Below are 15,936 nucleotides of genomic sequence, written 5' to 3'. Positions count from 1 at the left end.
TTAATTAGCAATTGGAGTAACTTTAAGCAGTATATTACCAGTGTATGTGCCTGCTGTGATATTTTTTTCTACACCGTTAACTGTCATAGTCACTTTATAACCCTCAGGAGCAGTAATCTTTGAGCTATCAGCAATGGTTAAGCCAGTTAAATAAGAATTTCCGTTAACGATCCAAGTGGAACCATTAGTCAAGGATACTACCACTCCGTTGTTTACCGCAGCATTAGCTGTATTGGTAACTTCACCTAGTTTTTTATAGTCCTCAGCTCCAATACTACTTATTTCATGTTTGGCAGTACTTGCAGAAATGGTACCAGTTATTTTAGCATTATCGAAATTAATAGAAAGATTTTTACATTTTCTGCTTTCCTTGCCTGACATATCTTTTACAAGGTCGCCACGGGTGGAATTATATAAGTCGCCTTTTAGTTCTATATTAGAGAAATTTGCAATTGTATCCCTTGCTTTATCAATAGCAGCAGTATTATGGGTTTTATCTTTTACAGCTGGTTCTGTTGGTTCTTTGTAAACACCTGTGTTTAAAAGTAGTCCATCAGTCATAACTGGACCTGGATCGTCGTTATCCATTAATTGGAGGAGGACTCCATTGCCGGATTTTAACTGTGCACCCTTAGAACCGTCTACGTCAATGTGAGCAGAAGCACCTTTTACTAAGAAGGTTGTCTTTCCTGTGTCAAAGGTAGTGCCATCTTTAACACTTACAGAGCCATCACCATGCCACATAACTCCGAAACGGCTGGACTTTACAGTAGTTTGTTTCTCTTCAATGGCATCCAAATCTTTTGAAGTAAGACCTAGCTTTAGGCTAGTATTGAGTTTGTCTAAATTTGTACGTGTACTTGCACCGAAAATACCACTACCACCTGTTATTATAAGGGCATAGTCAGGAACAGTAATTTTAGAACCATAGAAGGAATCTTCAGCATTACCGATGGCATAAGCTCCGTATCCGCTTTCACCGGTGATGGCAACATTACTATTAATAGCAGTGAGTTTTATGTTATTACAGTCATCAGTTGATAGAACTCCCCAACCTTCAGATGATATGGAAGAATTGATATAAGTAGCAGTGGTGTTATCACCTAATACGTTAGTAGCGCGGCAATTTCCCGAAAGCCCAAGCATCCAGGGTACTGATTTCATCATGCCTAGTTGTACGTTAGGTTTATAGTCTGCAGGAAGCGTACCATTCTCAGTATTGATTTTTGAGTTCTTGACGATTAAGTTGCTGCCGTCAGCGGCAATAACAGCCGGACGGATGGCTCCATGAGTTTGGATATCGGCATCATCTACAACAACTGTGGTGTCTTTGCCAGTAGCCATAACAGCAGCACCAAATCCAGCAAAGTCGTTACCACCATTACCAGTTAAGTTTATTTTTGCACCGTTAACAGTATAAGTACCTCCAGCTACATAGATACCGTTGAAGTTTTCTTCCTCTGAAGTAATCTTAATATCCTTTGCATCAGTGTTTGTAACATTTCCACCTACAACTGACGCTGTAACAGATTTGTTTTCTACAATACCAGTACTATCTACAAACAGAGCCTGACGGAAAATGTGAGTTAGATTTACTCCCATATTTTCTTTAACGTATTTCACTTCGTTATATTTAGTAACGGAGAGCACAACATCCCCTTTAAACGTGCCAGGTTTAATTGTCTTTCCAATACCATCAACTGTCATAGTTATACTATAGCCCTCGGGAGCTGTAATAGTAGCTCCTTCACCAATGGTGAGAGATGATAGTTTAGTAGTTTTGTCTACAACCCAATTAGAGCCTGCCTCAACGGTTTTGCTGCTAGCTGTTACTTCTACATTAGTATTTTTTGAAGTTACTGAAGAAAATGAAGAACAAGCTGTAGTAGTCATCATTGCAGTAATGATTACACAAGAAATAAATAATTTTAATTTTTTTCTAAGCATTTTTTTCTCCTTTCTAATATGAATTAAAAGGCTATTATGTTAGAACTTTGTAAGTACCTTTTCCGCGGATTATTAAGGCACTGATAATAAGTAATCACCTAGGTCAATGTAAACGTTTGACATGATTAGTTTATCATATACAAATCTGAATATCATTGTTGAAAATATAAAAATCACTAAGCTAAATTAGTAAATTTTTACAACAAAATAAATTAGGGACGGTTATAGTTAGTTTTGTTTCTTACACCTATGATTTAAGGTATATACTTATTTCTATAAAAGATGGTAGTAGATATATAGTTTAAATACAATTATAATAAATACATAATATTATATTTATAAGAGGTATAGTATGGATAAGTCTACTAAGTTATATACAAAGGCAGTTAATTATTATAATGATGGATATATTGACAAATCATTGGAATATTGCGAAAAAAGTATTTCTGAGAATTTAAAAAATAGTTCTGCCATAAATCTTAAAGGTCTTCTTTATTATTTAAAAGGAGACCTTAATAATGCTCAAGCTTTATGGAAAATGAATTTTGAGGTAAATAAGGATTTAGTATCTAAAAAATATCTGGAAGACAGCAAAGATGATAAAGAAAAACAGTCTTTATACGAGCTTGCTGTAAAAAAAGCAAAAGAAGTTAGAATAAAGGAAGCATTAAAGCTTCTTGAAGAGTGTAAAAAAAGTGATTTTAACAGTATAAATGTAAATAACTGCATAGCACTTTGTGCCATTAAAACTGGTGAATATAAAAAAGCTTTAAAAGCTATAGATGAAGTGTTAAAAATAGATAAAGAAAACAAGATTGCCTTAGGATATAAGAAAGAACTGATAAAATTCGGCATAATAGAAAAGAAATTTAAAATAAAGTATATAAATTTATCAATACTTATTATAGGTTTTATCGTTATTTTTACAGTTATATCAAGATTTATAAGTAGTCCAGCCAAGGTTTATAACAAACCTGAAATAAAAGAAAATAATTTAAATATAACTTCTAAAAATATTTCTGATATACAGCAAAAAAGTACAGTAGATAAGCAGGAGGAAAAGAAGGAGGAAGCTGTAGAGCTATTCCCCTCAGAAGATATTAAAAAAGCTTTAGAGAGTAAAAATTATGATAAGCTATACACAATTTTTTTTAAATGGCAAGGTAAAGAATTAAATGTAGGTGATAAGTATTTATTAGTGAAAACTGAAGAAATAATAAAAGACGGTGGGGTAGAGTATTTTTATAATAGAGGCAGAGAAGCTGCAGGACGTAAAAATTATGATGAGGCAATAGATTATTTAACGAAAGCCTATAATATTGGAAGCAGTAGCTACCTTTATTCACATGTAATTTATTTTCTTGGGTTTAGCTATGAAAGCAAGGGAGATATAGAAAAGGCTTTGAAATACTACAAAGAATATGACAGTAAATATCCTAGCGGAGATTATGAGGATACAGTACTTTATGAACTTGCTTTGATATATAAAAATATTGATAATGATGCAGCTAGAAACTACGCTGAAAAGCTGGTTAAAGCTTATCCTAAATCTATTTATAATAATTCCATAATAAAAGGAATATTAAAGAGGAATTAAAGTTACCCTGATTGAAACAGGGAATGCAAGGAGGATAAAATGTTTATTAAAACAGTTACCGTTAGTAATTCCTTAGGCATTCATGCAAGAATTGCGGCAGAAATAGTAAATAAGGCAGATATGCTTAAGGGCAAATATGGTATTAATTTATATATAAGAAAAACTACAGTTTCTACACCTATTGCTATCAGTATGATTGCTTTGGTATCCCTCAAAATATCAAAAGATGATATAATAGAAATTTCCTGTATGGAAGACAGCATAGAAGGTAAAAATGCAGTAACAGAACTTTGCGAATTTATAAGCAGGCTTTCAACAGATAAAACTGCAAGTTTGAATAATTTAGACAATATTATGGTACAAGGCAATATAGTTAATGAACAGATAATTCAAAGTATACCTGTAGGTATAGTAGTTGTTGACATAAATTCATCTATTATATCAATGAATAGTTACGGTCTTAAGTTTATAAATAGAAATCTTCAAGAAGTTATTGGAAAAAATATTTTAGAAGTTATTCCAACTTCTGATTTGCCTTCTGTAATTAAGAATAAGGAAAAGTATACCGGGGTAACCCAAATAATAAATAATACTGAGGTTTTAGTTACAAGTTGTCCCATGTTTTCCGGGGATAGTATTATTGGTGCAGTTGAAATATTCCAGGACATTTCGGAACTGGTAACTGTGAAAGAACTAAATGAAAAATTCAGCATGATACTAGAGTACAGTAGTGATTTAATTTGTTTTGTTGATGAAAACAGAAAAATAAGTTATTTAAATCCGTCATATACAAAGTATATTCCAGTTTCAAATAAGGATGCGTTAGGAAAAGACCTAAAAGATTTATCCCCTGATGGACTTCGAATGAAGGTATTTAACTCAAGAGAAAAGGTTGAAAACTTTGTTTATCAAAAAGAAGGCATGGATATGGTAGCTACAGTAGGGCCTGTATTTATAGATAATAACTTTAAAGGTATTATTTCAATACTTAGACCAGTAAATCATATTAAAAATATATTAAGTAAACTGGAAGAATCTCAGGAAGAGATAAATTATTACAAGAAAGAGTTATCACGATTTTCGAAATTAAGCAGCTCATTTGCAGATATCATTGGTTCAAACAATAGTCTTAAAGAAAGTCTTTATATGGCAGAAAAAGCTTCTAAATCAGTTTCTACTGTTTTATTGCGTGGTGAAAGCGGTACAGGTAAAGAATTAATCGCAAAAGCAATTCATAATAACAGCAATCGAAAAGATAAACCTTTTATTAGAGTAAATTGTGCTGCAATTCCAGAAAACTTACTTGAAAGTGAATTGTTTGGATATGAAAAAGGGGCTTTTACTGGAGCTGTGACAAGTAAGCTTGGAAAGTTTTCTCTGGCAGATGGGGGAACTATATTTCTCGATGAAATTGGTGATATGCAAAAGTCAATGCAGGTTAAACTTTTACGAGTTCTTCAGGAGAAAGAGTTTGAAAGTGTAGGCGGAATAACTACAAAAAAGGTTGATGTAAGAGTAATTGCTGCAACTAACAGGCATTTAGAAGAAATGATTGAAAAAGGTGAATTTAGAGAGGATTTATACTATAGGCTTAATGTTATAACAATTCAGCTCCCTCCTTTAAGAAATAGAAAAGAAGATATAAGTCTTTTAGCTGAGCACTTTATAAATAAAATAAACAAGAAACTTGATAAGAATGTTAAAGGAATAAGCAAGGAGGCTCTTATTTATCTGCAGGATTATAATTGGCCTGGAAACATAAGAGAGCTGGAAAATATAATCGAACGTGCTATAAATATTTGTGAGGATGAAATTATTACTGAAAGAGATTTGCCAATATATTTAACAAATATAAGACCTAAGAAGGAAGATACCTTTAAACTTGAAAACGACGATATGCTTACTATGGAAGAATATGAGAAGCAAATAATAAAAATGGCAATGAAAAAATATAAAAGCTATAATAAAGCGGGAAAAGCTCTAGGGATTTCTCATCGTACAGTAGCACTAAAGTGTGAGAAATATGGAATAATTAATGATAATTGAGTTGATAAAATTTGTAAAGCTGTTAAAAATATTAAACAGGACTTGACAAAAATTATCAACCTATAAGAAGTATGGTTGACAAAAATTATCAAGTGTAAAAATGTTTTTATGTGTTAAGAGAATTTAAAATAGCTCTAAGTATTATTAAATAGTTATTTAAGAAAATGGCATGATAATTGCTAGTTAAATAAACATTAATAAACTTGGAGGTTGTGATTATGAAAATTGTGTTATTAGGTGCACCAGGAGCGGGTAAGGGAACTCAGGCTAAGTTAATTTGTGAATATTTTAATATACCTCATATATCAACAGGAGATATATTTCGAGCACAAATAAAAGAGAAGACTGCTTTAGGTATTAAAGCAAAAGAGTTTATTGAAAGTGGTAATCTTGTTCCTGATGATATTACAGTTTCAATAATTAAAGAAACTTTAAACCAAAAACAATATAATGATGGATTTTTACTTGATGGATTTCCACGAAATATATATCAGGCAAAGAAACTTGATTTAATATTAGTTGAAAAAAGACAGTTTATCGATAAGGTTTTTTTAATTGATGTATCAAAAAATATTATTTTAGAGAGAATTGCAGGGAGAAGATTCTGCGGTCAATGTGGTGCAAGTTATCATATTAAGTTTAATCCTTCTAAATATGGAGATAAGTGTGAGGTTTGTGGCAGTATTTTAATGCATAGATATGATGATAAAGAAAATATAGTTTTAGATAGACTGGAAATATACAATAAATCTATACAGCCTATTGTAAGTTATTATAAACAATTAGGTATATTACAAACTATACAAGGTAATGCTGATGCTAAAGATATTTTTTATAATATATGCAGTTTTTTAAAAGCGGTTTGATAAAGCAGAAGAAAAATTTCAAACCTAGTTGCTGTAGAGTTTTAAGCTTTACAGCATTTTTGATTTTTTAATGCATAGATAGTTAGATATATATTTAAACTGTTAATTAAACAAGGTATTCATACATACATATTTATTATAACTGCAGAGAATAAAGAGATATGTGTATAAATAAAAGGAATAATTGTAAAGATAATAAATAGTATAGAATGAGGTGCAAATGTATAGGAAACCTCTGGAGAATACAAAGTTTGTTTAAAGATTAAATAGAATTGACTTAAGATTAAAGCTATATAATAATTATTATTAAATAGATATAGGGTATTGATTTACATAAAAATATGTTGTAAAATAATAATATAAAATACCTGTTAGGGGTATATAGGAGGTAATGAAAATGAAAGAAGTTATGGATAACAATTTTATCGAAGAAATAAGTGAGGGAGATGTTCCTGTAGTAGTTGATTTTTGGGCTCCTTGGTGTGGACCATGCAGAATGCTTTCACCAGTTTTAGATGAGCTTTCAGCAGAGTATGAAGGCAAGGTAAAATTCATAAAAGTTAATGTGGATAATAACCCAGTTACATCACAGAAATATAGAATATCAAGCATACCAACAGTTATGGTGTTTAAAAAAGGATTAGCAGTAGATACAATGATTGGTTTCAGACCAAAAGCAGATATAAAACAGCTTCTTGAAAAGCACATCTAACTGGTTATAAATGAGGTGAAAGACTTGGCTGACAGATATGATATAGCTATAGTTGGCAGTGGGCCTGCAGGAATTTCAGCAGCTGTAAATGCTAAGATAAGAAATAAAAATATAATTATATTCGGAACTAAAGACTTAAGCACAAAGCTTATCAAAGCTCCAAAGATTAATAACTATTTAGGTCTGCCTGATATCACTGGCGAAGCTCTTAAAAATGAGTTTCAAAAGCATCTTGATGCAATGGATATAGACATAACTAATGAGAGGATAAATAATATTTATGCCATGGGAGATTATTTTGCTCTTATGGTAAATGAAAAAATGTATGAAGCTACTGCTGTTATTTTAGCAACAGGAGTAGAGTATACAAAACCTCTTAAAGGAGAAGAAGAGTTTTTAGGAAGAGGGGTAGGCTACTGTGCTACCTGTGATGCACCCCTTTATAAAGGAAAAACAGTTGCTATCATAGGCTATAATCATGAGGGTGAAGAGGATGCCAACTATGTAAGCGAGCTTGCAGCAAAAACTTACTATATTCCTATGTATAAAGCAGATTATAATTTAAGAAGCAATATACAAGTAATAAATGACAGACCTTTAGAAATACAGGGAGATAGTCTGGCTGATAGATTGGTATTTAAAAATGGTGAAATTAATACTGACGGTATATTTATTTTAAAGGACAGCGTTCCTCCTGGGCAGTTAGTTCCAGGACTTCAAATAGAAAATGGCCATATAAAAGTTGATAGAAATATGAGAACCAATATAGAAGGCTGTTATGCTGCAGGAGATTGTATTGGAAGACCGTATCAATATCTTAAGGCGGCGGGTGAAGGTCAAGTAGCTGCTTTAAATGCTGTAGCTTATATTGATTCTAAAATTAAAAATTCCTAGAGGATTATCCTCTGGGAATTTTTAATTTTTTGAAATATTTATTAAATTCAACTTTGTTAATTTCGACTATAATTCTGAAAAATGTTAAATTGTAAATGGTTGCAGTAGATTGTAAAATTAAATTGACCTTAGAAATTAACACTGCATTCAAAACAGAAGTCAAAGTTTTATTCTATGAAGTGATTATACTATGCAATATTTAAGGAAAGGGTGGTTTTATGGAGACAATAACTGATTTAAATACTAAGATTAAAAAGAACAAAAACAATAAATTATTGAAAAAGCTTTGGGAGCAGAGATATCTGTATTTACTTCTTCTGCCAGCTTTAGTTTGGGTAATTGTGATTTGCTATGCACCGATGTATGGCTTGTATATGGCTTTTGTAAATTATACACCAACAGGAGAACCGTTTTTTAAAGGACTTTTAAACAGTAAGTTTGTAGGACTTGAGTGGTTTAGATATTTTGTAAGCAGTCCAGATTTTTATATTGTTATAAGAAACACTTTAGCAATGAGTCTCTTAACCTTGATTATGTCTTTTCCAGCTCCAATAATACTTGCACTGGCACTTAATGAGGTAAGAAGTATATTTACTAAAAAATTTGTGCAGACTGTATCGTATTTGCCTTACTTCATCTCCTGGGTTATTGCCGCAAATATATTCCTTACTTTGTTGTCCTCAGAAGGAGTAGTAAATAATATTTTAAAGACACTTCATTTAACCGATTCTAATATTTTATTCTTTCAAAAGGGTGAGTATTTTTGGTGGATAATAGCTTTTGCAAACACCTGGAAGGTTATGGGGTATAACTCTATTATATATTTATCCGCAATAGCAGGTATAAGTCAGGAACAGTATGAAGCGGCAAAGGTGGACGGAGCAAATAGAATTCAGCAGATGATTCATATAACATTGCCATCACTTAAACCTACAATTGTAATATTGTTGGTTCTAGCAATAGGGGGAATTCTTAATGCTGGATTTGAACAACAGTTACTTATGCAAAACAATGCAATAATGAATTATTCAGACGTAATTGATACTTATGTATATAGATATGGGCTTCAGAATGGAATGTTTTCTTATGCATCAGCAGTTGGATTGTTTAAATCAATAATATCATTTGTGTTGTTAATTATTGCTAATTATTCTGCTAAAAAGCTAAACGATCAGTCATTATTCTAGAAGGGGTGAAGCAATTGAAAAAGACATCAAGTATATCGGAACATGTATTGGATATAGTAGTATACCTAATACTAATTTTAGTTGTATTAATTACACTTTATCCATTTTGGAATATTTTCATAATTTCAATTAATGATCCAATAGATACTATTAAAGGAGGTCTTTACTTCCTCCCAAGAAAGCTCAGCTTTGCAAGCTATCAAACAATTTTAACTGATTCTGAATTTGTTGGTTCTTTAAAGATAACTTTACTAAGAACAGTTATAGGTACTCCTGTAGCGGTTCTTGCAACGTCAATGTTAGCTTTTGTATTGTCAAAAAAGGAGTTGCTAGGTAGAAAGTTCTTTTCGCTGTTATTTATATTTACCATGTATTTTGGCGGCGGGTTAATACCTTACTACATGGTACTTAAGTCAATACACCTTATTGATAACTTTTGGGTATATATTTTTCCAAATTTGATAAGTGTTTTTAATATGATACTTGTTAAGGCTTACATAGACAGCATGCCTGCAGAACTGTTTGAATCTGCAAAAATTGATGGCGCTAACGACTTGGTTGTTTTCTTTAGAATGGTATTGCCCCTAGCAAAGCCTGTGCTTGCAACAATAGCATTGTTTATAGCAATAATGCAGTGGAACTCCTGGTTTGATTCTTATGTATTTACTTCCAGTCCGGGACTTAAAACTATGCAGGCAGTGCTTGTAAAGATACTGAACCAATATCAGACCGGCAATATGGCTTCAGCTGCACAACAGATGGCAGACTCAGCAAAAAGAGTTGCTGTAACGTCTGACAGTATAAGAATGACAGCAACAATGGTATCTACAATTCCAATAATTCTAGTATATCCTTTTGTTCAAAAATACTTTGTTAAAGGTATAATGGTAGGCGCTATAAAGGATTAATGCAAATGTTTATAAAGTTTTGAAGCTTTCTGCTTCAAAACTTATAAAAAATAAAAAATCAATAGGGGGAAAACAATGTTAAAATCAAGAACAAAATTTATTACTCTAGTCTTGACACTTACAGTGGCTTCATCTGTATTAACTGGTTGTAGTATTGGAAAATCTAAAAATGAAACGGCAAGTGAAGGAAATGACAATGTAGTAACTTTAAAATTCTTTGATAAAAATACTGGTGATGCTTTTACTGACGAGGTAGCTCAGGAAATTACAAAGAGAACAGGTGTTAAGGTTGAAATTCAGCAGCCTACTGGAGATCCGCTTGAAAAGCTTAATCTTATGCTTGCTAGTGGCGATTATCCAGATATAGTTCTTATGGATAGGTCAAATGATATCGTAAACAAATATATTACCACAGGTGCTCTTATACCTCTTAATGACTTAATTGACAAATATGGTGCAGATGTAAAAAAGATGTATGGAGATACTTTGAATAAGATAAGATATCAGGATGGAAAAAACTATTATCTTTCTAACTGGTATGGCAAAGACCCAGATGCTGTTTTTGGATTTATAATGAGACAGGATATGTTAAAGCAGGTAGCTTTAGATAAAGCATCAAATGGACAATACTTTACTCAGGATGAATTTATTAAGGTATTAAAAGATATTAAAGCTAAGTATCCAACAGTTAATGGAAAAGAAATAATACCTCTAACTTTCCAAAGTGATAACCAAGGCGGTATTGTTGGAACATTTAAGGGAATGTTTGGACTAAAAACTTACTATCAAATAAATGGAGAACTTAAATATGATGTAAGAGATCCTAAATATCTTGATATGTTAAAATATATGAACGCATTATATAGAGAGGGTCTTATTGATAAAGAATGGGTAGTTAATAAGAAGGAATTATGGCAGCAAAAGCTTTCTAATGGTTATACTTTTGCTACAACTGGAGCTTATTGGGATGTTACAAATTCAAACACTGCATTAAAGGGCAGTTTAGGTAATGATGCTCAGCTTTATGCATATAAGGTAGTAGCAAATGGTGTAGATCCTTCAAAGACTACTTACGGTGGAAGAAGCTCATTAGGCTGGGATGCAATTGGTATAACAAAAAATTGTAAAAATCCAGAGGTAGCAATGAAATTTATTAACTTTCTTGCAAGTGAAGAAGGTCAATACCTGATGATGTGGGGAGTTGAGGGAAAAACCTGGAACATGGTAGATGGAAAACATAAACCAACTGATGAAATATTAAAGCAATTTAAAGATAACTTTAATGATACAGCTAAGAAGACTGGTGTAAGACACTGGACATGGTTTATTAAAAATGGTTTAGGTTCAGATGGAACTCCATATGATATGGCTACTAAGTATGATAAGGATCAAGCTCAAATAATTGCTAATAAGAACCTTCCAGATACTTATTGGGATACAGCTGAGTTTGATGGTTTAACACCAAAAGGTGGAACTCCTGAAGCGTTAATAAACCAAAAAGTACAGGATATATTTAATCAGGCTTTCCCTAAAATTGTTAATGCAGCATCTGAAGCAGAATGTGTAAGTTTGTATAATAAAATGATTGCTGATATAGATGCAGCAGGATTATCTAAAGTAGAACAAATAATTAATGACAATTATAAACAGAGAATGTCACTCTGGAAGTAACATTAAATAATAGCCTCAAAGCGGACGTTTCTCCCTTTGAGGCAAAATTTTAATTTAATAAAATATCAAGAAAGGCAGGTGAAACCCGTTAATAAACTTAACGGAGTTTAAAAATGGGCATAATTTATAATCAATCAACAAGAGTTTTTCATTTGCAGGCAGCAAATACAAGCTATATAATGCAGGTTTATGATGATGGGTATTTGGCACATTCCTATTGGGGTAAGAAAATAAACAAAGTTAATGAGAAAAATATATTATCACTAAGAGGCAGAGGGTCATTTTCACCAAACACAAGCAATGTTAATAAAGTGCTTACCTTAGATACTCTTCCGCAGGAATATCCAGCCTACGGTAATTCGGATTTTCGCACTCCAGCTTATGCTGTGCAGCTTGAAAATGGCTCAACTGTAACAGACTTGAGATATGATTCCCATAGAATTTTTAAAGGAAAGCCTATGCTCAGGGGACTTCCAGCTACTTATGTAGAAAAAGACGATGAGGCTGAAACATTGGAAATAATTATGGTTGACAGATTAATAGGTCTTAAGGTTATACTTTCTTATACAGCTTACAAAAATTTTGATGTTATTACTAGAAGTGTTAGATTTATAAATAGGGGAGAGAGTAAGCTTAAGATTCTTAGAGCACTAAGCATGAGTGTAGATTTCAACAGCAGTAAATATGATTTCATGCATCTTTATGGAGCTTGGGCCAAGGAAAGACATATAGAAAGAAGACCTCTTTTAAATGGAACTCAGTCTGTTGAAAGCAGAAGAGGATCAAGCAGCCACCAGCACAATCCTTTTATAGCATTATTGAGCAAGGATGCCACTGAAGATAATGGAGATGTTTATGGTTTCAGTCTTGTTTACAGTGGGAGCTTTTTAGCTCAGGCAGAGGTTGATCAATATGAAACTACCAGAGTTTCTATAGGCATAAATCCTTTTGATTTTTCTTGGCTTTTAGAAAAAGGAGAAGAGTTCCAAACTCCTGAGGCAGTACTTGTATATTCTTCAAAAGGAATAGGAGAAATGTCAAGAACCTATCACAGGCTATTTCGTACAAGGCTTTGCAGAGGACAGTTTAGAGATAAAACAAGACCTATTTTAGTAAACAACTGGGAAGCAACTTATTTTGATTTTAATGCTGAAAAGATAGAAGCTATTGCAAAGGTAGGAAAAGACCTTGGAATAGAGCTTTTTGTATTAGATGACGGCTGGTTTGGAAAAAGAAATAATGATAACTGCTCTCTTGGAGATTGGGTAGAGGATAGAAGAAAGCTTCCGAATGGCTTAAAAGATTTGGCAGAGAGAATAAATAAGCTTGGCTTACAGTTTGGGCTATGGTTTGAGCCTGAAATGGTGTCGCCAGACAGTGAACTTTACAGACAGCATCCTGATTGGTGTCTTCATGTGCCAAATAGGCCAAGAACAGAGGCAAGAAATCAATTGATTCTTGACTTATCCAGAGAAGACGTATGTGAGTATATTATAAATTCTATTTCAAATATTTTAAAGACTGTTCCGATAAACTATGTAAAATGGGATATGAACAGAAACATGACTGAAATTGGTTCAGAATGCCTTCCTGTTGAAAGGCAGAGAGAAACTGCTCATAGATATATGCTTGGACTTTATAAAGTAATTGATAAGATTACTTCAGATTTTCCGCATATATTGTTTGAGAGCTGTTCAGGCGGTGGAGGGCGTTTCGATGCAGGAATGCTTTATTATATGCCTCAAACCTGGACCAGCGACGATACAGATGCAGTTGAAAGATTAAAAATACAGTATGGCACAAGTATAGTATACCCAGTAAGCACTATGGGAGCACACGTTTCAGCTGTTCCTAATCATCAGGTTGGACGAGTGACTCCATTAAAAATGAGAGGTGACGTAGCCAAGTCAGGTAATTTTGGCTATGAGCTTGACCTTACAAAGCTTTCGGAATGTGAGAAAGAAGAGATAAAGGTTCAGATTGCAGAGTACAAGGAGATTAGAGAATTGATTCAGTTTGGAGACATGTATAGGCTTTTAAGTCCTTTTGAAGGAAACGAAACAGCCTGGATGTATGTCTCAGAGGACAAAACGGAAGCTTTTGTAGCATACTTTAACGTTTTAGCTGTTCCAAATGGCCCAATAAAGAAATTAACCCTAAAGGGATTGGATGAAAAAAAGGAATATGTTATTCAGGGTTCTAAAGAAGTATATGGGGGAGACGAATTAATGTATTTAGGTCTTACTTTACCTGAAACAATGGGGGATTATAGCAGCATAATATGGAGATTAAAGAGTAAGCAGTAGACATATAGAAAAAAACTGCAGGCAGTTTGTATATGACAAATTGTCTGCAGTTTTACCTTTGTATAGGTATTGTAATTTTAACTTGAGTACCAATCCCCAGCCTGCTGAATACCTGTACTCCAAAATTGTCGCCAAAGTAGAGTTTGATTCTATTATTAACATTCTTTATGCCGTAGCCTGTAGTCATATTGTTTATTTCATTTAGTATTTGACATAGCTTTTTCTTTGAAATTCCTATGCCATCATCTATTACTTCAAATATAATTTTATCTTCAGCTTTGTAAAGTTTGATAATTATATTTATTCGGCAGTCATAACTCCAAATACCATGGTTAATGCTATTTTCAATAAAAGGCTGAAGGATAAGCTTTAAAGTTTTGTATTTAAGCAAATTATCATCTAAAGAGAAGGTTATATTTAACAGGTCTTTAAATCTTCTCTTTTGTATCTCTATATAATATTTTGTAAGCTCAATTTCATTTTTTATTGAGAGCATGTAGTTGCCGTTATTTAAAGACATTCTATAAAACTTGGAAAGAAGGGAAGTCATTTCTACAACATTCTGATTATTACTCCTTAATGCTAAAGATGAAATAGAAGCTAATACATTATAAAGAAAGTGGGGATTAATCTGCTCTTGTAATACATTAAGTTCAGCCTGTTTTTTTAGGATTTCTTTTTGATAAACTTCTTCTATCAGAAATTTTATTTTTTTGTTCATGTTGTTAAAGGCATCAGAAAGCTTTCCAACCTCATCAGAGCCCATATTCTTAAGCTCAAAGTCGAAATCACCGTTCTGAATTTTTATAGCCTGCTTAGCAAGGATATTTATTCTTTTTGTAAGTATTTTTGATAGTGTAAAAACCATCACAATGGCTAATAATATCATAGCTAAAGAAAATACTAATATATAGGAGGCAGATTTACGTGCATTGCTTAGAAAGCTGTTATAAGGTGTCATAGTGAGGGTTTGCCATCCATTGTTTAAAGTGTTGTAAACCAGGAGCATTTTTTGATTGTTATATTGAACATCAAGTCTGTTTTTATTTATAAGCTCACTTTTATCAATATTTAAAATATCAAATATATTTTTTGTTATTAGCGATTTGTCTTTGCTTGAAACAATATTTCCTTCCTGATCTACAATAAAGCTGAAGCTATTTAAGGAAGTCTTTTCGATTAATGAGTATAATTCAGCTTCCTGAATAGTTAAAACAGCCAGACCGTAAGGGAAATTGATGCTTCCGCTGTTTAAGTATCTGGCAAGGGTAAACACATAATTTCCTGAAGAATCCTTGAATGTACTGCCGTAAACAACATTTCCAGAAGAGTTTTTAACGTTGTTATACCATTTTTCATTTATTACACTATTATCTAAATGTTTAATATAATATTGGTCGGCGGGAAGAGTTATATTTGGTGTATAAACTGTGATTAAGGAAGTATCAGGGTTTAAAATCAGCATATTAGAAAAAAACTTATTTATAAAATAATAAGCATCTTCTATGTTTGCTTTAGTATAATCTTGTACCAGATAATTTTTTAAATCGTTGTTTAAATAAATTAAGGAACTGCTTTTTGAATATCCTTCCAGTTTCTTTTCGATATTACTGCTGGTCTGAAGCAGATTATTCTGCATACTTTGGTAGTTTTGTTCAATAAGATTATTCTTAGTAGTATTATAAAAGTAAAAGCTTATAACAAACACTGGAATAATAGCAACAATTAAATATCCAAGGAAAAACTTTCTTCGTATGCTTGAGTTAATTAAATAATTATATATTAATTTAAGCATTTTCTTA

General features: G+C 32.4%; 11 protein-coding genes. 9 read left to right on the top strand and 2 right to left on the bottom strand.

Translation table 11 applies throughout. The features are described from left to right. Positions 1 to 1,896, bottom strand: a complete 1,896-nt coding sequence (locus tag M2651_RS06860) for a hypothetical protein (RefSeq protein ID WP_252131608.1) — start codon at positions 1,894 to 1,896, stop codon at positions 1 to 3. Positions 1,897 to 2,299: 403 nt separating this feature from the next. Between M2651_RS06860 and M2651_RS06855 the strand changes: the two genes are divergently transcribed. From M2651_RS06855 to M2651_RS06815, 9 genes are all read left to right on the top strand, one after another. Continuing rightward, entirely contained in the window at positions 2,300 to 3,544 is a 1,245-nt protein-coding gene (locus M2651_RS06855) for a tetratricopeptide repeat protein (RefSeq protein WP_252131607.1), read from the top strand. A 39-nt stretch (positions 3,545 to 3,583) separates the two neighbouring features. Next, a complete protein-coding gene (locus M2651_RS06850; RefSeq protein ID WP_252131606.1) occupies positions 3,584 to 5,590 on the top strand; it encodes a sigma 54-interacting transcriptional regulator in 2,007 nt (668 codons plus the stop codon). 218 nt (positions 5,591 to 5,808) lie between these two features. Further along, positions 5,809 to 6,456, top strand: a complete 648-nt coding sequence (locus M2651_RS06845; RefSeq protein WP_252131605.1) for an adenylate kinase — start codon at positions 5,809 to 5,811, stop codon at positions 6,454 to 6,456. Positions 6,457 to 6,853: 397 nt separating this feature from the next. Further along, positions 6,854 to 7,168 (top strand): thioredoxin, encoded by a 315-nt coding sequence (gene trxA, locus M2651_RS06840; protein ID WP_252131604.1) that lies wholly within the window; start codon positions 6,854 to 6,856, stop codon positions 7,166 to 7,168. A 24-nt stretch (positions 7,169 to 7,192) separates the two neighbouring features. Then, positions 7,193 to 8,062 carry an NAD(P)/FAD-dependent oxidoreductase gene (locus tag M2651_RS06835; RefSeq protein WP_252131603.1) on the top strand — a complete coding sequence of 290 codons (870 nt, stop codon included), beginning with the start codon at positions 7,193 to 7,195 and terminating at the stop codon, positions 8,060 to 8,062. 218 nt (positions 8,063 to 8,280) lie between these two features. Beyond that, complete coding sequence (locus M2651_RS06830; RefSeq protein ID WP_252131602.1) at positions 8,281 to 9,249, top strand: ABC transporter permease; 969 nt, start codon at positions 8,281 to 8,283, stop codon at positions 9,247 to 9,249. Between the two features lie 14 nt (positions 9,250 to 9,263). Further along, positions 9,264 to 10,157: a carbohydrate ABC transporter permease gene (locus M2651_RS06825; protein WP_252131601.1), complete on the top strand. Its 894-nt coding sequence runs from the start codon at positions 9,264 to 9,266 to the stop codon at positions 10,155 to 10,157. A gap of 75 nt (positions 10,158 to 10,232) precedes the next feature. After that, complete coding sequence (locus tag M2651_RS06820; RefSeq protein ID WP_252131600.1) at positions 10,233 to 11,828, top strand: extracellular solute-binding protein; 1,596 nt, start codon at positions 10,233 to 10,235, stop codon at positions 11,826 to 11,828. A 113-nt stretch (positions 11,829 to 11,941) separates the two neighbouring features. Then, on the top strand, positions 11,942 to 14,134 hold the full coding sequence (locus M2651_RS06815; protein ID WP_252131599.1) for an alpha-galactosidase: 2,193 nt from the start codon (positions 11,942 to 11,944) through the stop codon (positions 14,132 to 14,134). 52 nt (positions 14,135 to 14,186) lie between these two features. Here M2651_RS06815 and M2651_RS06810 read toward each other — a convergent pair whose 3' ends face one another. Beyond that, positions 14,187 to 15,929: a sensor histidine kinase gene (locus tag M2651_RS06810; protein WP_252131598.1), complete on the bottom strand. Its 1,743-nt coding sequence runs from the start codon at positions 15,927 to 15,929 to the stop codon at positions 14,187 to 14,189. Positions 15,930 to 15,936: the final 7 nt, after the last annotated feature.

Source organism: Clostridium caldaquaticum, from assembly GCF_023806125.1.
Classification (GTDB): Bacteria; Bacillota; Clostridia; order Clostridiales; family Clostridiaceae; genus Clostridium_AT; species Clostridium_AT caldaquaticum.
The sequence above is the reverse complement of the archived record's forward strand: the minus strand, read 5'-3'. Positions and strand labels throughout refer to the sequence as shown.